This window comes from Prevotella sp. P5-108, from assembly GCF_002251385.1.
Lineage (GTDB): Bacteria > Bacteroidota > Bacteroidia > Bacteroidales > Bacteroidaceae > Prevotella.
Genome location: NZ_NPJJ01000002.1, coordinates 29,653 through 52,392 on the forward strand (window position 1 = coordinate 29,653; position 22,740 = coordinate 52,392).

Genomic DNA, 22,740 nt, shown 5'->3' on the forward strand with positions numbered 1-22,740 from the left:
GGTGCTTCGCCCCTCAACCCTGGGCTGTGTAATCGCAACTCCTTCAGAGTTGCTGCTGCTTGTGGGCCATAATTCATCGTTGATGATGCGCCCCCAAGGGTTATACATAATTGGTTTGTTGTCGATGATGTGCGCCCCTACAACCATGTATGGCTATCCCATCGTGGACGGTGCGCACCCCTGGCAATTCCTCCAGAGTTGCTGCTGCTTGCGGGCCATAATTCATCGTTGATGATGCGCCCCCAAGGGTTATACATAATTGGTTTGTTGTCGATGATGTGCGCCCCTACAACCATGTATGCCTATACCATCGTTGATGATGCGCCCCCAAGGGTTATACATAATTGGTTTGTTGTCGATGATGTGCGCCCCTACAACCATGTATGGTTATCCCATCGTGGACGGTGCGCACCCCTGGCAACTCTGAAGGAGTTGCGTTTTCCCAGCCCAGGGTTGCGGGCGAAGCTCGCTACCCTGGGTAAGCGACCTACTAATCTTGCAACTCTGACGGAGTTGCGCTTAGCCGTAGGCGTTACTTGTAATGTATATGTCAATATTCCTTGAATATACTATCGCAAGAATACACAAAAAGATTTGTGGCTTTTCCGGGCTATGCCCTATGCGTCCGTGTGTGTCGGTAAATATCTCGAGAGCATGCTCTCGGATATTCCCCGCCACCCCCATCCGCGCCTGCCTGATGGCAGGCTGAAAAGCCGCAAATACAAAAAGTCCGCCGTTGGCGGTAAAAAAAAGTCCGGCTACGCCGGTACAAAAAAGGATTACCTTATTTTCTAACGGCAGTCGTCATATAGATGGAATACACAAGCTGCTGTTTTTTTACCGCCAACGGCGGCCTTTTTTTACGGCCGCCAGCCGCTTTTTGAACCATGGTGGCTGTTGTCGTCATGCCGTGCATGGCGTTGGGGGTGACGGCGACGAGAAGGAGGAAAACTTGTTTTCCGACTGGCGTCACCGCCAACCCCCAAAAGGCGAAGCCGACAACAGTCGCCATGGATTTTTGTGTTTATATCAACCTCTAATTGAGGCAGTTATTAATTGATTAACCCCGCAATTGAAACCTTGTTTCCTGCCGTGGTAACGCCTTCGGCTAATCGCAACTCTTACAGAGTAGCAAGTAGGGTGGTTTTCTTACCCAGGGTAGAGGTGCTTCGCCCCTCAACCCTGGGCTATGTAATCGCAACTCCTTCAGAGTTGCTGCTGCTTGTGGGCCATAATTCATCGTTGATGATGCGCCTCCCATGGCTATGCATGTTTAGTCCGTTGGCGATGATGTGCGCCTTTACCGCCATGTATGTTTATCCCATCGTGGATGAAGTGCTCCCCAAAAGTTATGCATAATTAGTCCGCTGTCGATGAAGTGCGCCCCTACAACCATGTATGGCTATCCCATCGTGGACGGTACGCACCCCTGGCAACTCTGTAGGAGTTGCGTTTTCCCAGCCCAGGGTTGCGGGCGAAGCTCGCTACCCTGGGTAAGCGACACACTAACCAGGCAACTCTGTCGGAGTTGCGCTTAGCCGTAGGCGTTACTTGTAATGTATATGTCAATATTCCTTGAATATACTATCGCAAGAATACACAAAAAGATTTGTGGCTTTTCCGGGCTATGCCCTATGCGTCCGTGTGTGTCGGTAAATATCTCGAGAGCATGCTCTCGGATATTTCCCGACACCTCCATCTGCGCCTGCCTGATGGCAGGCTGAATAGCCGCAAATACAATAAGCCCGCCGTTGGTGGTAAAAAAAGTCCGGCTACGCCGGTACAAAAAAGGATTACCTTATTTTCTAACGGCAGACGTCATATAGGTGAAATACACAAACTGCTGTTTTTTTACCGCCACCGGCGGCTTTTTTTTACGGCAGACGGCCGCTTTTTGAACCGTGGTGGCTGTTGTCGTCATGCCGTGCATGGCGTTGGGGGTGACGGCGACGACACGGAGGAAAACTTGTTTTCCGACTGGCGTCACCGCCAACCCCCAAAAGGCGAAGCCGACAACAGTCGTCATGGCTTTTTGGGTTTATATCAACCATTAATTGAGGAAGCTAATAATGGATTAACCCCGCAATTGAAGTCTTGTTTCCTGCCGTGGTAACGCCTTCGGCTAATCGCAACTCTTACAGAGTAGCTAAGTAGGGTGTGGTTCATACCCAGGGTAGAGGCGCTTCGCCCCTCAACCCTGGGCTGTGTAATCGCAACTCCTTCAGAGTTGCTGCTGCTTGTGGGCCATAATTCATCGTTGATGATGCGCCTCCCATGGCTATGCATGTTTAGTCCGTTGGCGATGATGTGCGCCTTTACCGCCATGTATGTTTATCCCATCGTGGATGAAGTGCTCCCCAAAAGTTATGCATTATTAGTCCGCTGTCGATGATGTGTGCCCCTACAACCATGTATGGCTATCCCATCGTGGACGGTACGCACCCCTGGCAACTCTGTAGGAGTTGCGTTTTCCCAGCCCAGGGTTGCGGGCGAAGCTCGCTACCCTGGGTAAGCGACCAACTAATATAGCTACTCTGTAAGAGTTGCGCTTAGCCGTAGGCGTTAATCCTTTGTCGAGGTATATACGACCTACAACTGTCCATTCGCTGCTGCTCAGGCTACGGATAACCTAATGCAACGCCCTCTCCAAACAAAAAATGGCGACTCCGGATGGAGCCACCATTAATGATAAAAATCTTTTACAATATTATTACTTCACAGCGTTAGCAAGCTCTGCGCCAGCCTTGAATTTTACCACCTTCTTGGCAGCAATAGCGAGCTTCTCGCCTGTTCTGGGGTTGACACCTTCGCGAGCGGGACGCTCGGTAACGGAGTATGTGCCAAAGCCAACGAGCTGTACGTTATCACCTGCTACGAGAGCTTCCTTAACAGCCTCTACAGTAGCGTCGAGAGCCTTCTTTGCATCTGCCTTGCTCAGACCGGCAACTTCTGCGATCTTTGCAACCAATTCAGTCTTGTTCATAATGTGGATATTAAATGGTTAAAAATTATAAGAAATAATCGTTTTTACGTGACAAATATAGAGTAAAGTTTTCAATCAACAAACAAAAAAAGCAGAAAAGTGAACTTTTTCCATAAAAAAACACGTTTAAGGCCCGTTTTTGAAGCCATAACAGATATTTTTCGTAATTTTGTGACGCTAAAGAGCACTATATTCACAATTATATATAATAGAAAACGAAACAGTATGATACGCAATATTCCGCTGATTACAAAGAACTTGTTAATCATCAACCTCATAGCCTTCCTGGCTATGCTCGGGCTTAGGGGTTGGGGCATTGATCTCAACGATGTGCTGGGCCTTCACTTCTTCCTTGCAGGCAATTTCCACGTGTACCAGCTCTTTACCTATATGTTTATGCACGGAGGTTGGGAACACATCCTCTTTAATATGTTCGCCCTATGGATGTTCGGCTCAGCTGTCGAATACCGATGGGGAGCCAAACGTTTCTTGTTTTTTTACATTTTCTGTGGCGTCGGAGCTGGTCTGCTGCAGGAAATGGCGCAGCTCGGGCGCTTCTATATGATGGCTTATGACCAGATACCCCAGTTCTCGCTGAGCGACACGATGGCCTTGGCTTACAACAGCCGCGACTATCTGAACTTGTTGACCACGGTGGGCGCCTCGGGAGCCATCTATGCGGTGATGCTCGCCTTTGGCATGACGTTCCCCAACGAGCGCATTTTCATCTTCCCCATTCCTTTCCCCATCAAGAGCAAGTGGTTTGTGGTAATCTGCGTTGCCATCGAGCTGATTTCATCCATCGCTTCGTCTAACGACGGCGTGGCGCATCTCGCCCACCTCGGCGGTATGCTCTTCGGCTATATCCTCATACGCTACTGGCGTCGCCGCCCCTATGTCAACCCGCGCGGATTTACCGGTCATGAGATGTTTGACAACATGCGCCGCAAGTGGAGCCGCGACAGGAGCCACTACCAGCGTCGCCCCAAGAACCAGGCGAGCCGAGAGACCGACTGGGAATACAACGCGCGGCAGAAAGCCAACCAGGCCGAGATAGACCGCATCCTTGACAAAATCAGGAAGAGCGGCTATGAGAGTCTCACCGCCGAAGAGAAGCACCGCCTCTTCGACTTAGGCAAATAAATATGGCGAAGACGATAACCAAGATAATGCTGCAGATGATTGCCGGCGCCAATGTGGCAACCATTGTAGCGATGCTGGCCACGGGATATTCGGGGTATATCAACCCCGCGGTGTCGCCGTGGCTTGCCAATGCAGCGCTGGTCTTCCCCGTCTTCCTCTTTCTCAATTTCGCTTTCCTCATATTCTGGCTGTTCTTCAAGCCCCTCTACGCCATCATCCCCTTTGTGGGAATGGTGATAGGCTTCACGCCCATACGCACCTACTGCCCCTTCAACATCCCCAGCGCGGCACCCGAGGGCGCCATCAAGGTGATGTCGTACAACGTGTGGGGCTACGGCACCGACAAGAATGTGGACGGCACCAATATCGTGGTGCAGTATATCGCCGACAGCGATGCCGACATCGTGTGCCTGCAAGAGGCCAACGCCTCGGCTGAAGTGCAGGCGCAGATAGACTCGCTGCTCTACACCAAGTATGCCTATCACGACACCCTGCAGCGCAAGGACAAGGGCGGGCTGGCCATACTGAGCCGCTTCCCTATACGCCACAAGGAGATCATCGACTATCCCTCGGCAGGCAATCTCTCGGGCGCCTTCGAGCTCGATGTCGATGGCGACGACGTGGTGGTTATCTGCAACCACCTGGAAACGACGGGGCTCACGCTGGAAGAGCGCGAGAACTTCAAGGACATGCTCAAGGGCAATCTGGAAAGCCACACCGTCAAGACCGAATCCAAGCGGCTCATAGACCAGCTGGGCGAGTCGGCACGTACGCGCGCTCCGCAGGCACAGGCTGTGGCGCGCTATATCCGCAAGCACGCCTATCAGAGCATCATCTGCATGGGCGACTTCAACGACAGTCCGCTCTCCTATGCCCACCACACGATAGACAAGGAGCTCACCGACTGCTATGTGGCGTCGGGCAACGGCCCTGGCATCAGCTACCATCTCTCGGGATTTTACGTGAGGATAGACAACATCTTCTGCTCTGACGACTGGGAGCCATACGGTTGCACCGTAGACCGCAGCATCAAGGCCAGCGACCATTATCCCATCATGGGATGGCTGAAGAAAAAGGGCGGAAATAACCCCGAAAACCACTGAAAAACCAACAGCGTCAACGGGAACAAGCCTTTATCCCACCTTTTTATATAAAAAGTCGTTTATTCTCTTTAATAATGTAAAAAAAATAACTATCTTTGCAAGGTGATAGGCTGCGCTTAGGTGCAGCAAGGATGAGTGGGGCTATCGGCTAACGCCGTGGAGACCAGAAGAACAAGATTACAATCTAAAAATCAAATAAAAATGCAAAACAAAGGAATCGTAATTTTTACGGCCGTCATGCTGACACTTGCCAGCATTTTCTACCTGTCATTCTCAGGAGCTACACGCTACTATGACGCACAGGCAGCAAAGCTCGACGACCCAATTGCCCAGCAAGATTACAAGGACTCTGTCAAGTACCTCGGCATCTACTCTTACCAGAAGTGCCTCGAGACTCAGATTGGCCTTGGTCTTGACTTGAAGGGAGGTATGAACGTAATCCTCGAGATTTCAGTACCTGACGTGGTAGACAACCTGGCTGACCACAAGACAGACGCAGCCTACACCAAGTCAATGAAGGAAGCTCGGACAGAGGAAGAGACCAGTCAGTCAGACTTCATCACTCTCTTCATCAAGGCTTATCACAAGAACGCCCCCGGTCATCATCTGGCCGAGATCTTCGCTACACAGCAGCTCCAGGGCAAAGTAAGTCCGCAGAGCAGCGACTCAGAGGTAGAGAAGGTACTGCGCAGCGAGGTGCAGTTGGCTATCGACAACTCATTCAACGTAGTGCGCAACCGTATCGATAAGTTCGGCGTAGTACAGCCCAACATCCAGAAGCTGGAAGGTCAGGCTGGCCGCATCATGGTGGAAATGCCTGGTGTGAAGGAGCCCGAGCGTATGCGCAAGCTGTTGCAGGGTAGCGCCAACCTGGAGTTCTGGGAGACTTACAACTCTGACGAGATTGTGCCCTACCTCATCCAGATAGACCAGCACCTGGCCAACAATGGCGCCGATACCACCGCTGTGAAGGAAGAGAAGGCCGCTGCCGACAAGGCTGCTGCCAAGGCTGCTGCCGACAAACCCAAGTTCCAGCTCAAGGACAACGACGCCAAGAAGCCTGCCAAGCTCAACGACGAGGCACAGGTTGAGGCTCTCAAGAAGCAGCACCCCCTCACCGCCATGCTTCAGACTACTGGCAACGGCCAGCTGAGCCTTGTTGGTTTCGCCAGCGTGCGCGATACCGCAGCCATCGACAAGATTATCTACTCTGCTGCAGCCAAGCAGATACTTCCCTCAGACGTGAAACTGCTGTGGAGTGCTACTCCTACAGACATGTACGGCGAGCAGGTGAAGAACGTATTTGAGCTCCACGCCATCAAGGTGACATCTACCAGTGGTCGCGCTCCTCTCGAGGGTGACGTAGTAACCGACGCCAGCGACGAGTTCAACCACATGACCGGTGCTCCTGAGGTGAGCATGAAGATGAACCCCGAAGGCGCACGCCGTTGGGCAGCGCTCACCAAGGCCAACGTAGGCAAGGCCATTGCCATCGTGCTTGACAACGCCGTCTATTCGGCTCCCCGCGTAAACTCTGAAATCGACGGTGGCCAGTCTTCAATCTCAGGTAACTTCACCGTAGAGATGACCAAGGACTTGGCCAATACACTGAAGTCTGGTCGTATGCCCGCTCCCGCCCGCATCGTGCAGGAAGAGGTGGTAGGTCCTACACTGGGTGCCCAGTCTATCCAGCAGGGTATCATCTCATTCGTAATCGCCTTCGTGCTGCTGATTGTCTACATGGTGATGATGTACAACCTCATCCCCGGTATGATTGCCAACTGCGCGCTGGTCATCAACGTATTCTTCACCCTCGGTATCCTTACCTCGTTCCAGGCTGCGCTCACCATGAGCGGTATCGCCGGTATGGTATTGTCACTGGGTACTGCCGTCGACGCCAACGTGCTCATCTATGAGCGTATCAAGGAAGAGCTGCGCGCCGGCAAGATGATGAAGGAAGCCATCAAGGCAGGTTACAGCAACGCCTTCAGCGCTATCTTCGACTCTAACTTGACTTCATTGATTACCGGTGTCATCCTGCTGGCCTTCGGTACAGGTCCTATCCAGGGCTTCGCCACCACATGGATTATCGGTATCTTCTGCTCGTTCTTCACCGCTGTCTTCCTGACACGTCTGGTTTACGAGCGTCAGCTCAACCACGACAAGTGGACAAGCCTCAAGTTCTGGACTCCCATCTCCAAGAACCTCGTGCAGGGCACCAACTTCAAGTTCATGTCTATGTACAAGCTCACCTTCATCATCGCTGGTGCAGCAGTGGTAATCTTTGGTGCCAGCCTTGGTGTACGCGGTCTCGACAAGAGCATCGACTTCACCGGTGGTCGCAACTACGTGGTACAGTTTGAGAAGTCTATCGAGCCCGAGCAGGTTCGCGAAATTCTCGACCAGGCCTTCCCTGGCTGCACCAACAGCGCCCTCTCTCTGGGTACCGACAACAAGACTATCCGTATCTCTACCAACTATAAGATAGAGTCTAACAGCCCCACCGTGGACGACGAGGCTGAGACCATGCTCTACAAGACTCTGAAGGCTAACGGTCTGGTAAGCCAGACTTCTGTCAAGGACTTCAAGAACCCCGACATCCGTCAGGGTGGTTCTATCATCAGTTCTTCTAAGGTAGGTCCTTCGGTAGCCAAGGATGTTACCAATGGCGCTTTCATCAGCGTGGGTATTGCCCTTGTCGCTATCTTCCTCTACATCCTGCTCCGCTTCCGCAACCTCGCCTTCTCTGTAGGTTCTACCGTTGCGCTGGCGTTCGACGCCCTCACCGTTATCGGCCTGTTCTCTGTGCTCAAGGGGATGCTGCCCTTCTCGCTCGAGGTCGACCAGACCTTCATCGGTGCTGTGCTTACGGTTATCGGTTACTCTATCAACGATAAGGTGGTAGTATTCGACCGTATCCGTGAGAACCTGAAGCTGCACCCCAAGCAGGACTATCAGATACTGTTCAACAACTCTATCAACCAGACTCTGGCCCGTACCATCAACACCTCTGTTTCTACACTGATTGTGTTGCTGTGTATCCTGTTCCTCGGCGGTAAGAGCATCCAGCCCTTCGCCTTCGCCATGACTCTGGGTGTTGTATTCGGAACTCTGTCGTCTATCTTCATCGCATCACCTATCGCTTACCTCACACTGGGACGCAAGATTCGTGACCGCCGCATTGAAGCAGACCCTGAATAAAGCATAATCACCAATCTCTATACGAGCCGCAACACTTGCCAACAGGTGTTGCGGCTTTTTCTTTGTCCGCCGCCAAGCCCCGCCCGCCTCCCGCAGGTCGCAGACAGGGCTTAGCCACCTCCCTCCATCCCATCGCGCACGCACGCGTATATATATAAAGGTGGAGTAGGGGACTTTTGCCGATGCCTTTAGCCCCCTCCCATGTCCTTGGCGGCGCTCTGCGCTGCCTCCGTGTGCAGTCACATCGGTGGTGCGACAGCCCCTGTGGGTCCAAAAGTATGGCGAAAGATTATTTTTGCGGCAAAAACGCATTTTTTAGACCATTCATAGCCATTACATCGTTTTTTTTGACTAATTTTGAATAGGTTTAGCCGTTTCCTATGGATATCATTACCTCCACGGCGACAGCGACGGTCAAGCCATAAAGCCCAAATACGACAACAACCATACGACAATATGAAATACTACCACTATCTGATTGCGTTGATAGGCATGATGTGCCTCGTCACGGGATGCAAGAAGACGCCCCAGCAAATCTTCAGCGAGCAGAAGTCGGGCGTAGTGCTCATCTGCAATAAGTTCTACTACGAGATTACGCTCAACGACACCCATTTCTATTTCTCCGGCCTCGACGAGGATGGCGATTTCAGCAACCTCACCGCCGACCTCAGCGAGATAAGGCAGAACGCCGGCGTGCTCAACGGCACCGGGTTCTTCATCGACAACAAGGGCAGCATCCTGACCAACCGCCACGTGGTGGCGCCCGAGGTCGACAAGGCCACCGTGCGCAAGAACATGAACGCCATCATCATGGGCTATGCCCAGTATATCGAGGTGCTGCAAGACTCGATGAACCAGCGTTACCAGGCGCTCCAGGCCTACGCCCAGGACCAGGTCTACACCGACTACGACGGCAACAGCTACACCAGCATGAGCCAGGAAGAGTATTTTACCATCAACTCCGAGCTCGAGAGCCTCAAGGAGCAGTATCGGCAGGCCCAGGAAATCAAGCAGCAGCTCCAGGAGAACATCCTGAACTACAACTTCGATGTCAAGCTCCACTCCCAGTTCGGCATTGCCTATGACGGCAGCAGCGTGGCTTCGTGGGACGACTTCATGAAGACGCCCTGCACCCTGAAGCGCGTCTCCCAAGACGCCAACTCCGACCTCGCTCTGCTCCAGCTCGACCGCGGCGTCACCCCCGATGGCAAGTACATCTTCACCATCGACGAGACCAACATCAAGGTGGGCGACAAGCTCGAAATCAACCAACCCCTCTACATGATAGGTTACAACCATGGCGTGACCCTTGCCCAGACCACCAGCGGCATCAGTGCCCAGTTTACCAGCGGCACCGTCACCCAGCAGCCCGATGGCAACCGCGTGATGTACAGCATCCCCGCCATGCATGGCTCCAGCGGCTCGCCCGTTGTCGATGACCACGGCCGCGTGGTAGCCGTCAATTTCGCCGGCACCAATGGCAGCGACAACTTCAACTTCGGCATCCCCGTGCTGCGCGTGGCCACATTCCTGAAATAACAATAACCCAATACAAGTTTTTTAATACAACTATGGCAACAGTTGACGACAAGAAGATTATTTTCTCTATGGTGGGAGTATCCAAGATTATCCCACAAAACCGAAAGCAAATCCTCAAGGACATTTACCTTTCATTCTTCTATGGTGCCAAGATAGGTATCATCGGTCTGAATGGCGCCGGTAAATCTACCCTGATGAAGATTATCGCCGGACTGGAACAGCCCACACAGGGCGAGGTGGTATGGAGCCCCGGCTACAGCGTGGGCTATCTGCCACAGGACCCACCACTCGACGAGACCAAGACCGTCAAGCAAAACGTGATGGAAGGCGTGCAGCAGGTCTATGACGCGCTCGCCGAATACGAAGAAATCAACCGCAAGTTTGGCGAAGAGGAGTACTACAGCGACGCCGACAAGATGGACAAGCTCATGCAGCGTCAGGCCGAGGTCCAGGACATCATCGACGCCACCGACGCGTGGAATATGGACTCCAAGCTCGACCGCGCCATGGCTGCCCTGCGCTGTCCGGCTGGCGACCTGCCCGTCACCAACCTCTCTGGTGGTGAGCGCCGCCGCGTGGCTCTCTGCCGCCTGCTCCTTCAGAAGCCCGATGTGCTGCTCCTCGACGAGCCCACCAACCACCTCGACGCCGAGAGCATCGACTGGCTCGAGCAGCATCTGCAGCAGTATGAGGGTACCGTCATCGCCGTGACCCACGACCGCTACTTCCTCGACGACGTGAGCGAGTGGATACTCGAGCTCGACCGTGGCGAGGGCATCCCATGGCACGGCAACTACTCTTCATGGCTCGACCAGAAGACCAAGCGTATGATGCAGGAAGAGAAGCAGGCCTCCAAGCGACGCAAGGCTCTCGAGCGCGAGCTCGAATGGGCACACATGGCTCCCAAGGCGCGTCAGGCCAAGGGTAAGGCCCGTCTCAACGCCTACGAGCAGATGCTGGGCGAAGAGCAGAAGGAGCGCGAGGAGAAACTCGAAATCTTCATCCCCAACGGACCCCGCCTCGGCAACAAGGTCATCGAGGCACAGCATGTCAGCAAGGCCTTTGGCGACAAGGTGCTCTTCTCCGACCTCAACTTCATGCTGCCTCCTAACGGCATCGTGGGCGTCATCGGCCCCAACGGCGCCGGCAAGACCACCCTCTTCCGTCTCATCATGGGACTGGAGCAGGTCGACGGCGGTACCTTTGAGGTGGGCGAGACCGTCAAGCTCGCCTACGTAGACCAGCAGCACAAGGACATCGACCCCAACAAGAGCGTATACGACACTATAGCCCAGGGCAACGAGACCATCCGTATGGGAGGCCGTGATGTCAACGCCCGTGCCTATATCTCGCGCTTCAACTTCTCCGGAACCGACCAGAGCAAGCTCTGCGGAACCCTCTCCGGCGGTGAGCGCAACCGTCTGCAGCTCGCTATGGCGCTCAAGCAGGAGGGCAACGTGCTGCTCCTCGACGAGCCTACCAATGACATCGATGTCAACACCCTGCGTGCCCTCGAGGAAGGTCTCGAGAGTTTCGCCGGTTGCGCCGTGGTCATCAGCCACGACCGCTGGTTCCTCGACCGTATCTGTACCCACATCCTCGCTTTCGAGGGCAATGGCGAAGTGTTCTACTTCGAGGGCAGCTACTCCGATTACGAGATCAACAAGGCACGCCGTCTCGGCAACGAGGAAATCAAGAAGGGCCGCTATCGCAAGCTGATGGAGGACTAATCCTCCCTCCTTGCGCCGTCGCGCCCCCTACGGCGAGAGCCGCGCCATCCCCGTCGCCCCTCGCCGTATAGTCCACCATAGATTACGCCCTGAATGGGAAGAGAGCAGTCTCTGTCACTGCCTTTCCCCATTCAGGGCGTAGCTTTTGTTTGTTTGCCAGTGCTGTTTGTGGTCTATCCAGAAGAGCAGAATGGCAGCGCCTCCTTATAGTCCGCTGTTTGTAAATCGTCCGCCATCGGCGGGCGATTTATCATTCTGCACAGTTGCTCTTTTCGGCCTACTGACCAGCTGCTGTTTATGGCTGCGGGCCACAAGAGCCGCCCTGCGGCATCGGGCATTGCGACCGATGCCGCAGGCGGCCTATTTCTTCTTGTAGACCACGATGCCGTAGACGCGGCTTTTCACGTTGTCTTGCGGGTTTACGCGGCGCAGCGTGATGGTGTGGTCGCCGTCCTCGAGGTCAAAGTTGCAGTAGATTTCGTTGGCACGACTGTGCTTCGAGGCAGGCATCTTGACGGTCTTCACCACCTTGCCGTCGAGCGTCACTTCGACCAGACCCACATAGTCCTGGTCGTCGGCAGTGAGTTCGCCACGCACCACCACGCCGTTGCCGTTGAAGCGTATGGCGCCCACACGGTCGATGGGCTTGTTGCCCAGTCCGCGCTTGCCCACGGCCTGCATGCCCTCAAACGATTGCTCCAGACGCACGGGTTTCACCCCTTGGGTCTTTATCTTCACCGTCTTGGCGGTTGTTTTGCCCCCGTTGAGGGCTATCACCTTTAGCGCATGGCGGGTCGAGAGTTCGGTGGCGCGGCGCAGCGAGATGTCGGTATACTCGAACGGACGGTCTTCGACGAGGTCTATGCAGCGTTTCCAGTTGTCGGGGATATTGCTGTAGCCCAGCATGGTACCCAGGATGCCGCCGGCGGTCGATGGGTTGCAGTCAGAGTCCTGTCCGCAACGGGTAGATATGTCGATAGTGCGCCCGAAGTCGCCCTTGCCGTAGAGCAGACCCATGATGACGTATGCGCTGTTTACGGTGGCGTCTATGCTGGCCTTACCCCTGAAGTTGTCGGGGCAAGCCTTGTGGCGGCCATACGTGTTTTCTATCTCGCGCCATGTGTCGCGCCAGTCGGCGTTGGTCCTGCAGAGTTTTATCACGTCGCTCATGAACTTGTGGTAGTACGACTGCTCGGGGATGGCCTTGAGCGCCTCGGTCACGATGTAGTCTACATCGTTGGAGATGAATGCCAGCGAGAACATCGTTGCCACATACACGCCGCCATACCATCCGTCGCCGTAGCTCATGATGTGCCCTATGCTGTCGGTGTAGTAGGCGGCAGCCTGGGGCATGCCCGGCGCCATCAGTCCGGCATAGTCGGCCTCGATCTGGAAGTCTATGTCATCGGCATGGGGATTGTTCTTCCAGTAGCCCGTAGCCGGAGGCTCCATACCCTGCAGGATATTGTAGCGTGCGCCCTGGTTGGCAGCCCAGAGGGGATAGCCCGCATGGGCGAAGGCATGGGCAAACGCCGAGGTGGGCGCGTTGAGCCCCAGCCGTTCATAGACCTCCACAAAGGTCAGGTCCATGTAGATGTCGTCATACAGTCCGGGGAACGTGTCGAAGTAGTGGCGCACCAGGGTGTCGTTCCAGGCTATGGCCACCGAGTCGGGAATCATGCGGCCGGGATATTTGAACTCAGTGGGTCCGCCATAGGCTACGCCGATGGTCTTGCCAGCCCATCCGCCCCTGATTTTGTCTGTCAGGGCCGAGCGGCTCAGCGTCACGGTCTTGGCTCCTGCCCCCACGGCCACAGCCGTCATTAGGGCGATGAGCGCTATTCTCATTTTGTTTGTCATAATTGGTGTTATTAAGGATGTCGTCTGAAATGAAAAGACGGAATGTAACGCCCCTCTCATCAGGATAGAGCATCACACCCCGTCTTTGGGAAATATTAAGATAAAAACTACTTAGCCTTCTTCTTGAAAGTGAGATAGCTGTATACATTGCTCTCCACGTTGTCTTCGGGGTTGAGACGCTTCATGGTGAGCACGTGGTCGCCGTCCTCAAGGTCAAAGTTCCAGTAGAGGTCGTTAGAGCGTGCGTGGTTGTTGCCAGGCAGCTTGACGATAGGCATCTTCTTGCCGTCGATGGTTATCTCCACCTCGCCCACGTAGTTGGGGTCCTTGGTGCGCAGATGACCGCGGATGACGATGCCACAGCCGTTGAACTTGATGGCGCCTACCTTGTCGATGCCCTTGTTGCCGAGTCCTATCTTGCGTACAAACTCCATGCCCTCAAACGACTGCTCCAAGCGTACGGTCTTGATGGGCTGTGCCTTGATCTTCACAGCTTTGGCTGTCACCTTGCCGCCGTTCTTGGCTATCACCTGGAGCGCGTGCTTCATGCCCAGCTCATACACCTTGTTCAGTGAGATGTCGGTGTAGATGAAGGGGATGTCCTCTACAGACTTGAGCGAGTTTTTCCAGTAGTCGGGGATGTTGCTGTAGCCCAGCATGGTACCCAGGATGCCGCCTGCGGTCGAGGGGTTGCAGTCTGAGTCCTGTCCGCAGCGTGTCGATACCTCCATAGTCTTGGTATAGTCGCCGCCGCCATAGAGCAGACCCATGATGACATAGGCGCAGTTGATCTTGGCGTCGATGTTGAAGGCGGCCTTGACACCGTCGGGGCAGAGGTCGGTGGTTCCCCACTTCTTCTGCATCTCGTGCCAGAGGGTCTTCCAGTCCTTGCCAGCCTTGAAACCGGCGATGACGTCGGCCTGGCACTGGTAGAAGGTAGACTGCTCGGGGATAGACTTGAGGGCTTCGGTCACGATGTAGTTGACATCGTTGGAGAGAAACGCCAGCGAGTACATGGTAGCTACATAGACACCGCCGTACCAGCCGTCACCATAGCACATCATGTGGCCGATGGCGTCGCTGTAGTGTGCGGCTGCCTGGGGCATACCGGGAGCCATCAGACCGGCATAGTCGGCCTCAATCTGGAAGTCGATGTCGTCGGCATGAGGATTGTTCTTCCAGTGGCCCGAGGCGGGAGACTCCATACCCTGCAGGATATTGTAGCGGGCACTCTGGTTGGCGTGCCACAAGGGGTATTTGGCATTGGCGAAGGCGTGGGCAAACTCGCTGATGGGAGCGTCCAGCCCTTTCTTCTCAAATACCTCTACGAAGGTGAGGTCCATGTAGATGTCGTCATACAGACCGGGGAACGTGTCGTAGTAGTGTTTCACCCGGGTGTCGTCCCATACTATCTTGGTCTCGTCGGGGATTATCTTTCCGTTGTACTTGAACTCTGTCGGACCACCAAAGGCGCAGCCTATGGTCTGTCCTGCCCAGCCACCCTTGATTTTGTCCTGCAGGGTGGCACGGCTCATGGTTACGGTCTTTGCCGAGGCTGCGACAGCGAGAAGCGACGCAAATGCGAGGGTGCAGACTTTCATTGTTTTCATGCGTTATATATTAATGTGTTTAGTTTATGACTTGGCTACGGCGATCATGCCCAGACCCACGATGAAGAGCACGAACATGAGAGAGAGCAGGATGTTGACGATGCTCTTGCTGCCCTTGAACTCCTTCCAGATAAATACGCCCCAGAGAGCGGCAATCATAGGAGCGCCCTGGCCGAGAGCGTAAGAGATAGAGGCACCTATCTTGCCACTGGCGATATAGCTGAGCACAGTACCCAGGCCCCAAACGCAACCGCCGAGCACACCTACCATGTGGGTCGACAGCTTGCCCTTGAAGTAGGTGTCATAACCTACAGGCTCGCCCTCGAAAGGCTTCTTCATCACGATGGTGTTGAAGAGGAAGTTGCTCACAAAGATACCCACTGCGAAGAGGAAGAAGGCGGTATAGGGAGTAGCCAGACCCTCGGCGGGGTTCTCAAAGTTGGTCACGTCCATAGCGCGGGCCACGAGTGCATAGAAGGTAGACATCAGCACACCGGCGATGATGGCGAGCACCACACCCTTCTTGGCTGTCGAAGCCGCATTGCCAGTCTCCTTGGATGCTTCGCCGTTGCCCTTCTTGGCAGCAGCTACGCCGTTGAGTATCAGGGCTACCATAACGAGAGCCACACCCGAGAAGATGAGCACGGGGTCGCCCTGGTCACCACCTACGAAGAGGTAGTTGTTGACTACACCCAGCACCAGAGCCAGACCGCAACCCACGGGGAAGGCGATAGACAGGCCGGCAAGCGAGGTAGAAGCCGAGAGAAGGATATTGGACAGGTTGAAGATGATACCACCGGCAACGGCAGAGAGCACGCTGGCCGAAGATACCTGCTTCAGGTCGTCGACAAAGCTGCGGCCACCCTCACCAAAGCTACCCAGAGTGAAGCCGATAAGGAGAGAGAAGAGCAGAATACCGATGACATAGTCCCAGTAGAAGAGTTCGTAACGCCAGGTCTTGCCGGCAAGTTTCTGGGTGTTACCCCACGAGCCCCAACAGAGCATCGTAACGACGCAGAGCACCAGGGCTACTGCATAACTGCTTACTATAAACATATTTGTATAAGATTTAGATTGTTAATAATTGCGCGATTGACTGATTAGAGTTCCACTTCGTCGAGATGAGGCATAGACATCTGGGCGCCACGACGGGTCACAGAGATGGATGCGGCCTTGTTGCCGAAGAGGATGGCATCGGGCAGCGACTTACCCTGCGACAGAGCCACACAGAGCGCACCACAGAAGGTGTCGCCGGCAGCGGTGGTGTCGACAGCCTTCACCTTGAAGGCAGGCACACGGATGAGCTCGCCGTCGAGACGGGCACACACGCCCTTGCTGCCCACGGTGATGATGACGTCCTTGACGCCCAGCTTCTGTATCTCGTCCATAGCGGCGGGGATGTCATCTTCGCCCTTGACCTCGATGCCCGCGATGTAAGAGGCTTCGGTCTCGTTGGGGATGAGCAGGTCCACATTCTTCAGCAGAGCCTCGGGCAGCGGTTCCTTGGGAGCCGGAGCCGGATTGAGCACCACATAGGCTCCCGCCTTCTTGCCCAGCGCGGCAACCTCGACGAGCGCCTCGACAGGGGTCTCCAGCTGCATCAGCACGATGCTGGCATCGGCAAACAGCGCCTCGGCCTCGCGCACATCAGCAGCGGTCAGACAGGCATTGGCGCCCGAGTCGAGCACAATGTTGTTTTCACCTGAGTCGATGGTGGTGATGATGGCCACTCCCGAGGGTGCCTCGGCAGTCACCTTGAGTGCCGATACGTCGATGCCCTCGCCTCGCAGCATGTCGATGGTGGAGTTGCCAAACTGGTCGTCGCCCACCTTACCTATAAATGCGGTGTCTCCACCCAAGCGGGCTGCGGCTACAGCCTGGTTGGCACCTTTACCGCCATGATTGGTCATAAATCCATGGCCAAACATAGTCTCGCCAGGTAGTGGGAAGTGGTCGGCTGAAATCACTAAGTCCGTGTTGGCACTGCCCACGACGAGAATTTTTTTGTTTTCTTTCATTATCATGGTAAACCTGGTTATAATTTGCAAATTGACAGTGCTAAAGTAAAAAAAAATTAACCAAGCGCAAAATAATTATGGCTATTTTTTCGCAAGAGGCAAAAAAAGCGTATCTTTGGGCAGTCAAAACCATAACGTCTATAAGGCTCATGAAAAAAGAAACATTGGAAGACCTGTCCCGGATAACCGGATACTCGAAAACCACTATTTCTCGGGTACTCAACGGAAAAGGCAAGGAATTCCGCATCAATGACGAGACGTGCCAGCAGATAATTCAGGCTGCCAAGGAGCTCAATTATCGGCCATATCTCGTTGCGCAATTTTTGCGCAAGTCCGAGGGCCGAACGCTCGGAATTGCCGTACCGTTTCTCAGCAATCTCTTCTTTGCCCAACTGGTGTCGACCATCACCATCGAGGCCAAGAAGAACAACTATAGCGTCATGCTCTTTGACACCCAGGAAGACGCCAACATCGAGAAGAAGTGCATCTCGGCGATGGTAGAGTACGAGGTCAACGGCATCATCATCGCCCCATGCTCCGAGACGCCCGACCTGCTCGAAATCATCAGCAAGAACATACCCGTAATCCTCATCGACCGATATTTCAGAGACTCCTTCCTGCCCTATGTCTCGACCAACAACTACAAGGGTGCCTACGACGCCATGATGACGCTCCTCAACGCCGGCCACCGTGACATCCTCTGCATACGCGGTCCAGAGACAGCCGTGACTACCCAGGAGAGAGTCAAGGGATGTCGCAAGGCGGTGATAGACTTCGGACAGCCCGTGCGCCTGCAGATGCTGGGCAACGAGTTTTCCATCCAGAACGGATATACCGAGACCAAGGTGGCGCTCATAGGTCCCCGCGTGCCCACAGCCATCTTTGCCATGAGCACCAATATCCTGTTGGGCACCATCAAGGCGCTCCGCGAGCAGAACATGGACATCCCCAACGACATCTCGGTAATCTCCTTCGACGACAGCGTCTTCCTCGACTACATGAACCCGCCCATCACGCGCGTGGCACAGCCCACTGAGCACATGGCGCTGGCTGCCGTCAAGATGATGATCAACTGCATCAACGAGGGGAAGCAGTTGCAGTCGCGCATATTCATGGCGCCCACCGTCATCGCCAAGGAGTCGGTCAAAATCATCAACCCCCTTGTCGTCCCCACCGACAACAGAGAGAAATAACCCCAAGACTGGCCGGAAATGGTTCCGGTCAGAACCCTTAAAACTATAATGAATATGGACAAGTATGTATGTGATGTCTGCGGATACATCTACGACCCCGCCGTAGGCGATCCCGACAATGGCATCGAACCAGGTACAGCATTTGAAGACCTGCCCGAAGACTGGCTCTGCCCTCTCTGCGGTGTAGGCAAAGACGAATTCAGCAAGGTGGATTGACTCCGCCTCTCTATCGGATCAAGACCGACGGCCGGCGACCCTATATACAGGGCTGCCGACCGTCGGTCTTTCTGTTGCGGTATGCGTATTGTTCAATATGGATTACTCCAGCACTCTGCTGATGACCTCCGGCAATTTTCTGACCATCTCCAGCACTCTGCTGATGACCTCCAGCAATTTTCTGACCATCTCCAGCACTCTGCTGATTATCATCGTCGGCTCGTGCCTATTGATACGAGCCCTCGTGCCTATTGTTACGTGGCTTCGTGCCTATTGATACGTGGTCTCGTGACTTCCGTTACGAGCCGCCGACGATGCCTCCGGTGTCGCCAAATGTGGTGACGGCGAGCGCTGTGGCCCACACTGGCCTTGGCTTCGTGCCCGCGTCAGAAACGGATGCCCATTCCTATCGACACGGGATAGCACTTGGGGGCGTTGGCGGTCTTGAGCAGCGGGGTGAGCGCCGTGCGGGTGTAGACGACTATGGCTCCGTAGCCGGCGCGCAGGTCGAGGCTCAGTCCCACGGGATTGAGATTGATGTCTGAAGCCGATGTGCGCTTGTCGCCATTGACCACATAGCGCGACCGCTCGTGCCAGCGCAGTTCGAGCGATGGTCCCACGGCCACGAAGGCATTAAGACCGAGCCGCTTCTGCCATTCCAGCATCACGGGCAACCGCACAAAGTCGTACATGAGATAACTCTTCTCCACGTTTTCGTCATCGGGGCGGGTGGCAAACGAGGTCTTGCCGTCGCTGGTGGCAAGCACGGTGTTGCCCTTGAGGTGGTTGAAGACCTGTCCCACTGACAGCGACGAGGTCAAAGCCAGGTTCTGGTGCATGCGGAAGCCTACGCTGGTGAGCGTGATGCCCCATTCCCACGACTTGGCGTCGCGTGTGGGCAGATTGTCGCCACTGCTCAGCGACATGGCGCTGCTGCCCAGGAGATTGTAGCCGAAGTAGAGCCACGGGTAGTTGTTGACGATGCGCCCCTTCTTCTTGCCCAGCGACGAGGGGATAAACGGCGAGGTCACGTAGACCTGCTCGATGTCCTGGCCGTCGACAAAGCGGGTCTCCGACACCTTCTTCATCTCCTTCTGGTCTTTGCCGTAGACGGTGACGGTGGTGTTGGCGTCGGTGCCGCTTACTACGATTTGTCTGTTGCCCACCACGATGGTGGTGTCTTTCTGTTGTGCTGCGGCATAGTGGGGCATAGCCATGAGCGCCACTGCCGCGATGATGTGCTTGATATTCATTGTCGTGTGTATTTATGTCTTATTTTCTTCTGGAGTAGCACAGCGTCATGATATCGTCGGGCGAGAGGCGCCCCTCGATGTAGATGACCGTGCCGCGCTGCCCTGCGCCGTTGCTGAAGAGTATGTAGCGGTTCAGCCCTTCAGCTGTGGGTTGCATCATGTAGTATCCGCCGGTGACGAGTCCGTCTTCGACCACCTCGCGTATCTTCCTGGCGCGCTTGCGGTCGGCCTGCAGATAGGGCGCCACGTCGTCGGCGAGGTGCTTGTACACCAGACTCTTGTATATGTTGAGCTTGTAGCCCTTCAGGGTGGCGTTGCGCATGGATACCATCTTGCATCCCTTGGCGTGGCCGTACCTCGTAAAGACCTCGTTGACGCTCAGCCCCGTCTGGGCGATGGCTGCGAGGTGCATCATCAGCGCAAGCGCCACCGCCATGAGGGTGCGCCGGGCTGTAGTCGTTATGTGATATTGTGCCATAGTCGTATTGTTTGTTCTCTATTGTCTTTCCATCATGCCGAGAGCCGCAAAGGCATCGTCGTCGTCCTCGAGCTGTATGGTCTGCAGGGCGCTGAGCGCCTCGGCTCTCACCTCGCTGCGGTCGGTGCATACCTTGCCGTCGATGACGGCATAGGTAGAGGCGCTGGGGCGTGGCCATACCATCACTGCCACCGCCACGACGGCTGCCGCCGCTGCAGCCCCTATCCACAGGCGGCGCACCATCGGCGTCGGGCGCCGGGCGGTGTGTCGGGGCGCGGTGGGGGCAGTCGAGAGAGAGTGGGCTGTCTCCATCCGTTGGCCATCGACGTAGCCGAAGAGCGCCTTGTATATCGCCCATTCGGCGGGGATGTCGCTGGCTGTGGCGAAGTAGGCGCGCAGTCGGGCTTCCTCGTCGTTGGTGGTGGCGCCTGCCATGTAGCGGTCTATCAGCCGGGTTATGTCTTGATGATTGTTCATATACTGTTACCTCCTTGTCGTGTGATATGGATAAACTGGGTGCGGATGGCGATACGTGCCCGAGAGAGGTTCTTGCGCAGATTGGCTGCCGAGCATCCCGTGATGCGCATAATCTCGTCGGCGGTGTAGCCTTCAATCTCCTTCATACGGAAGAGTCGCTGCTGCAGAGGCGGCAGGTGGTCGATGATGTCGCTCACCAGACCTATCTGGTCGCGCGCCTCGACCCGCAGGTCTTCGTGCCCCATGTCGTCAGCGGTAGAGAGCCGTCGGCTGTGGCTGGCGTGGCGCTGCTGGTCGTAGAACCTGTTGCGCAGCATGGTCACGGCCATCGCCCTGAGGTTGTCGCCGGCATCGAGACGCTCGCGCATGTCCCAGAGTCGCAGCAGGGTCTTCTGGGCCAGGTCGTCGGCGTCGTCGCTGCTGGCCGTCAGACTGACGGCGTATCGCAACAGGTCGTCGCGCAGCGGTATGATCGTATGATAGAAGTCTTCTGTAGTCATATCCTTTCACACTAATAACGTATGAAAAGCCAAAATAGGACATAACAAGCGTGAAAAAAACTGAAAAAAGCGGGAAAATCGTCGCCGCCATGCAATCTTTCGTCACCTTATACATTATATATATAATAAAACGAACAAAGATGAACAAGACAACCAATGTAATAGCCGCCGCCGTCATGGTGATGACCGGCCTCGGCTCGTGTGCCACCAGCAAGCAGCCCGCTGCCAAAGACGCAGACATGAACGCAAGTAAGATCGTGGAAATAGAAAAACTCGACAGCGAGTATCTCGTACTCTCCGACGCCCAGCAGTCGGCTCTGCGGAGCATCAACGGCATGGCGTTCGACCTGATGCGTACCCAGGCGGGCATGGACTCCAAGGTGGTTTCGCCCATCAGCGTGTCGTATCTCATGGCGATGCTCGCCAACGGCGCCAACGGCACTACCCGTGCCGAAATCATGAAGACCCTCGGCGTAGACGACAGTCAGATGGATGCGCTCAACGAGGTCTGCAAGTCTCTCATTGACAAGGCGTCGCGTCTGGACAGCCAGACCCGCATCAATGTGGCCAACTGCATCGCCGTAGACCGGCAGGCGAGTCTCAACCCCGACTATGTGACCACGATGAAGAACTTCTACGACGCCGAGGTGACCAGCCGCGACTTTGGCAAGGCTTCGACGGTAGACTATCTTAACGGCTGGTGTCAGCGACAGACCCACGGCATGATACCGCGCATCATCGACCAGCTCAGCGCCGATGATGTGGCTGTGCTGATGAATGCCATCTACTTCAACGGTACCTGGGCCGACAAGTTTGATAAAGCCGACACCCGCGTAGAGCCTTTCCACGGCTATACCCGCGACATCAAGCGGGCACCGATGATGCACCGAGAGGGCAGGATGTACTATGCACGCATGCAGGGATATGGTGCAGTGGTGCTGCCCTATGGCAACGGCAACTTCACGATGACCGTAATGCTGCCCTATGAGGGCAAGTCGGTGACCGAGGTGATGAACTCTCTCGACGCCAGCGTCATGGACAGCATCTGGCGCGCTGCCGAAGAGTGCAGGGTAGACCTGAAACTGCCACGCTTCACTATAGCCACCGAGACCCGGCTCAACGAGCCTATGGCACAGCTCGGCGCCGCCACCATGTTTACCCCCGGTCAGGCAGACTTCAGCCAGATGACCGCCCAGCCCATCTACATCTCGGGCATGCTGCAGAAAGCCAAAATCGAGGTGAGCGAAGAGGGTACCAAGGCTGCCGCCGTGACCTCGGTGATGGTGCGCACCACCGCGCTGGAGCCTCAGGAGCCCTGGTACGTCAACTTCCACGCCGACCGCCCCTTCATCTACATGATTACCCATCGCCCCACGGGAGCCATCTTCTTCGTGGGCCAGTACACAGGCGACGACCTGTAACCTTCGTCATACCCA

Annotated in this window: 20 protein-coding genes; 9 read left to right on the top strand and 11 right to left on the bottom strand. The window is 55.2% G+C overall.

Annotated features, from left to right (window positions below; genetic code table 11):
• Nucleotides 1-784: 784 nt before the first annotated feature.
• From CIK95_RS00160 to CIK95_RS00175, 3 genes are all read right to left on the bottom strand, one after another.
• Nucleotides 785-1,012: a hypothetical protein gene (locus CIK95_RS00160; RefSeq protein WP_094465934.1), complete on the bottom strand. Its 228-nt coding sequence runs from the start codon at nucleotides 1,010-1,012 to the stop codon at nucleotides 785-787.
• A 786-nt stretch (nucleotides 1,013-1,798) separates the two neighbouring features.
• Nucleotides 1,799-2,026 (bottom strand): hypothetical protein, encoded by a 228-nt coding sequence (locus tag CIK95_RS00170; protein WP_094465936.1) that lies wholly within the window; start codon nucleotides 2,024-2,026, stop codon nucleotides 1,799-1,801.
• A gap of 684 nt (nucleotides 2,027-2,710) precedes the next feature.
• The gene (locus CIK95_RS00175; protein WP_022310559.1) at nucleotides 2,711-2,983 is read right to left on the bottom strand and encodes an HU family DNA-binding protein; all 273 of its coding nucleotides are present in this window, start codon (nucleotides 2,981-2,983) and stop codon (nucleotides 2,711-2,713) included.
• Nucleotides 2,984-3,211: 228 nt separating this feature from the next.
• Here CIK95_RS00175 and CIK95_RS00180 point away from each other — a divergent pair, with 228 nt between their 5' ends.
• From CIK95_RS00180 to ettA, 5 genes are all read left to right on the top strand, one after another.
• Entirely contained in the window at nucleotides 3,212-4,126 is a 915-nt protein-coding gene (locus CIK95_RS00180) for a rhomboid family intramembrane serine protease (RefSeq protein ID WP_094385366.1), read from the top strand.
• Nucleotides 4,127-4,128: 2 nt separating this feature from the next.
• Complete coding sequence (locus CIK95_RS00185) at nucleotides 4,129-5,229, top strand: endonuclease/exonuclease/phosphatase family protein (RefSeq protein WP_094465937.1); 1,101 nt, start codon at nucleotides 4,129-4,131, stop codon at nucleotides 5,227-5,229.
• Between the two features lie 201 nt (nucleotides 5,230-5,430).
• The gene (gene secDF / locus CIK95_RS00190) at nucleotides 5,431-8,430 is read left to right on the top strand and encodes a protein translocase subunit SecDF (protein WP_094465938.1); all 3,000 of its coding nucleotides are present in this window, start codon (nucleotides 5,431-5,433) and stop codon (nucleotides 8,428-8,430) included.
• Nucleotides 8,431-8,886: 456 nt separating this feature from the next.
• Nucleotides 8,887-9,969 (top strand): trypsin-like peptidase domain-containing protein, encoded by a 1,083-nt coding sequence (locus CIK95_RS00195; RefSeq protein ID WP_094465939.1) that lies wholly within the window; start codon nucleotides 8,887-8,889, stop codon nucleotides 9,967-9,969.
• 32 nt (nucleotides 9,970-10,001) lie between these two features.
• Complete coding sequence (gene ettA, locus CIK95_RS00200) at nucleotides 10,002-11,699, top strand: energy-dependent translational throttle protein EttA (protein ID WP_022310555.1); 1,698 nt, start codon at nucleotides 10,002-10,004, stop codon at nucleotides 11,697-11,699.
• 360 nt (nucleotides 11,700-12,059) lie between these two features.
• On the opposite strand, the gene CIK95_RS00205 is transcribed toward ettA, so the two are convergent.
• The 4 genes from CIK95_RS00205 to rbsK all read right to left on the bottom strand — a co-directional run bounded on the left by CIK95_RS00205 (nucleotide 12,060) and on the right by rbsK (nucleotide 17,187).
• Complete coding sequence (locus tag CIK95_RS00205) at nucleotides 12,060-13,523, bottom strand: ADP-ribosylglycohydrolase family protein (RefSeq protein ID WP_371591337.1); 1,464 nt, start codon at nucleotides 13,521-13,523, stop codon at nucleotides 12,060-12,062.
• A 143-nt stretch (nucleotides 13,524-13,666) separates the two neighbouring features.
• Nucleotides 13,667-15,169 (bottom strand): ADP-ribosylglycohydrolase family protein, encoded by a 1,503-nt coding sequence (locus CIK95_RS00210; protein WP_094465940.1) that lies wholly within the window; start codon nucleotides 15,167-15,169, stop codon nucleotides 13,667-13,669.
• Nucleotides 15,170-15,193: 24 nt separating this feature from the next.
• Nucleotides 15,194-16,225, bottom strand: coding sequence for a GRP family sugar transporter (locus tag CIK95_RS00215; RefSeq protein ID WP_022310552.1), 1,032 nt, complete (start codon nucleotides 16,223-16,225; stop codon nucleotides 15,194-15,196).
• Between the two features lie 44 nt (nucleotides 16,226-16,269).
• Nucleotides 16,270-17,187 (bottom strand): ribokinase, encoded by a 918-nt coding sequence (rbsK, locus tag CIK95_RS00220; protein WP_094465941.1) that lies wholly within the window; start codon nucleotides 17,185-17,187, stop codon nucleotides 16,270-16,272.
• Between the two features lie 149 nt (nucleotides 17,188-17,336).
• On the opposite strand from rbsK, the gene CIK95_RS00225 reads away from it, so the two are divergent.
• The 3 genes from CIK95_RS00225 to CIK95_RS12625 all read left to right on the top strand — a co-directional run bounded on the left by CIK95_RS00225 (nucleotide 17,337) and on the right by CIK95_RS12625 (nucleotide 18,873).
• Complete coding sequence (locus CIK95_RS00225) at nucleotides 17,337-18,380, top strand: LacI family DNA-binding transcriptional regulator (RefSeq protein WP_158215040.1); 1,044 nt, start codon at nucleotides 17,337-17,339, stop codon at nucleotides 18,378-18,380.
• Between the two features lie 54 nt (nucleotides 18,381-18,434).
• Complete coding sequence (gene rd / locus CIK95_RS00230; protein WP_022310549.1) at nucleotides 18,435-18,596, top strand: rubredoxin; 162 nt, start codon at nucleotides 18,435-18,437, stop codon at nucleotides 18,594-18,596.
• Nucleotides 18,597-18,693: 97 nt separating this feature from the next.
• Entirely contained in the window at nucleotides 18,694-18,873 is a 180-nt protein-coding gene (locus CIK95_RS12625) for a hypothetical protein (RefSeq protein WP_094385258.1), read from the top strand.
• Between the two features lie 109 nt (nucleotides 18,874-18,982).
• On the opposite strand, the gene CIK95_RS00235 is transcribed toward CIK95_RS12625, so the two are convergent.
• From CIK95_RS00235 to CIK95_RS00250, 4 genes are read right to left on the bottom strand one after another with little or no spacing between them, the layout of a single operon-like run.
• The gene (locus CIK95_RS00235) at nucleotides 18,983-19,849 is read right to left on the bottom strand and encodes a hypothetical protein (RefSeq protein WP_094465943.1); all 867 of its coding nucleotides are present in this window, start codon (nucleotides 19,847-19,849) and stop codon (nucleotides 18,983-18,985) included.
• A 19-nt stretch (nucleotides 19,850-19,868) separates the two neighbouring features.
• Nucleotides 19,869-20,327, bottom strand: coding sequence for a hypothetical protein (locus CIK95_RS00240; RefSeq protein ID WP_022310546.1), 459 nt, complete (start codon nucleotides 20,325-20,327; stop codon nucleotides 19,869-19,871).
• 18 nt (nucleotides 20,328-20,345) lie between these two features.
• Nucleotides 20,346-20,804 carry a hypothetical protein gene (locus CIK95_RS00245; RefSeq protein WP_094465944.1) on the bottom strand — a complete coding sequence of 153 codons (459 nt, stop codon included), beginning with the start codon at nucleotides 20,802-20,804 and terminating at the stop codon, nucleotides 20,346-20,348.
• Nucleotides 20,801-21,304, bottom strand: coding sequence for an RNA polymerase sigma factor (locus tag CIK95_RS00250; RefSeq protein ID WP_094465945.1), 504 nt, complete (start codon nucleotides 21,302-21,304; stop codon nucleotides 20,801-20,803). The genes CIK95_RS00245 and CIK95_RS00250 overlap by 4 nt, the downstream gene beginning before the upstream one ends.
• A gap of 140 nt (nucleotides 21,305-21,444) precedes the next feature.
• Here CIK95_RS00250 and CIK95_RS00255 point away from each other — a divergent pair, with 140 nt between their 5' ends.
• A complete protein-coding gene (locus tag CIK95_RS00255) occupies nucleotides 21,445-22,725 on the top strand; it encodes a serpin family protein (RefSeq protein WP_094465946.1) in 1,281 nt (426 codons plus the stop codon).
• Nucleotides 22,726-22,740: the final 15 nt, after the last annotated feature.

Excerpts from the sequence above, each read along its gene's own strand:
- CIK95_RS00160 (WP_094465934.1), bottom strand. The coding sequence starts at position 1,012 with ATGGCGACTGTTGTCGGCTTCGCCTTTTGGGGGTTGGCGGTGACGCCA.
- CIK95_RS00170 (WP_094465936.1), bottom strand. The coding sequence starts at position 2,026 with ATGACGACTGTTGTCGGCTTCGCCTTTTGGGGGTTGGCGGTGACGCCA.
- CIK95_RS00175 (WP_022310559.1), bottom strand. The coding sequence starts at position 2,983 with ATGAACAAGACTGAATTGGTTGCAAAGATCGCAGAAGTTGCCGGTCTG.
- CIK95_RS00185 (WP_094465937.1), top strand. The coding sequence starts at position 4,129 with ATGGCGAAGACGATAACCAAGATAATGCTGCAGATGATTGCCGGCGCC.
- secDF (WP_094465938.1), top strand. The coding sequence starts at position 5,431 with ATGCAAAACAAAGGAATCGTAATTTTTACGGCCGTCATGCTGACACTT.
- CIK95_RS00195 (WP_094465939.1), top strand. The coding sequence starts at position 8,887 with ATGAAATACTACCACTATCTGATTGCGTTGATAGGCATGATGTGCCTC.
- ettA (WP_022310555.1), top strand. The coding sequence starts at position 10,002 with ATGGCAACAGTTGACGACAAGAAGATTATTTTCTCTATGGTGGGAGTA.
- CIK95_RS00205 (WP_371591337.1), bottom strand. The coding sequence starts at position 13,523 with ATGACGGCTGTGGCCGTGGGGGCAGGAGCCAAGACCGTGACGCTGAGC.
- CIK95_RS00210 (WP_094465940.1), bottom strand. The coding sequence starts at position 15,169 with ATGAAAACAATGAAAGTCTGCACCCTCGCATTTGCGTCGCTTCTCGCT.
- CIK95_RS00215 (WP_022310552.1), bottom strand. The coding sequence starts at position 16,225 with ATGTTTATAGTAAGCAGTTATGCAGTAGCCCTGGTGCTCTGCGTCGTT.
- rbsK (WP_094465941.1), bottom strand. The coding sequence starts at position 17,187 with ATGAAAGAAAACAAAAAAATTCTCGTCGTGGGCAGTGCCAACACGGAC.
- CIK95_RS00225 (WP_158215040.1), top strand. The coding sequence starts at position 17,337 with ATGAAAAAAGAAACATTGGAAGACCTGTCCCGGATAACCGGATACTCG.
- rd (WP_022310549.1), top strand. The coding sequence starts at position 18,435 with ATGGACAAGTATGTATGTGATGTCTGCGGATACATCTACGACCCCGCC.
- CIK95_RS12625 (WP_094385258.1), top strand. The coding sequence starts at position 18,694 with ATGGATTACTCCAGCACTCTGCTGATGACCTCCGGCAATTTTCTGACC.
- CIK95_RS00235 (WP_094465943.1), bottom strand. The coding sequence starts at position 19,849 with ATGAATATCAAGCACATCATCGCGGCAGTGGCGCTCATGGCTATGCCC.
- CIK95_RS00240 (WP_022310546.1), bottom strand. The coding sequence starts at position 20,327 with ATGGCACAATATCACATAACGACTACAGCCCGGCGCACCCTCATGGCG.
- CIK95_RS00245 (WP_094465944.1), bottom strand. The coding sequence starts at position 20,804 with ATGAACAATCATCAAGACATAACCCGGCTGATAGACCGCTACATGGCA.
- CIK95_RS00250 (WP_094465945.1), bottom strand. The coding sequence starts at position 21,304 with ATGACTACAGAAGACTTCTATCATACGATCATACCGCTGCGCGACGAC.
- CIK95_RS00255 (WP_094465946.1), top strand. The coding sequence starts at position 21,445 with ATGAACAAGACAACCAATGTAATAGCCGCCGCCGTCATGGTGATGACC.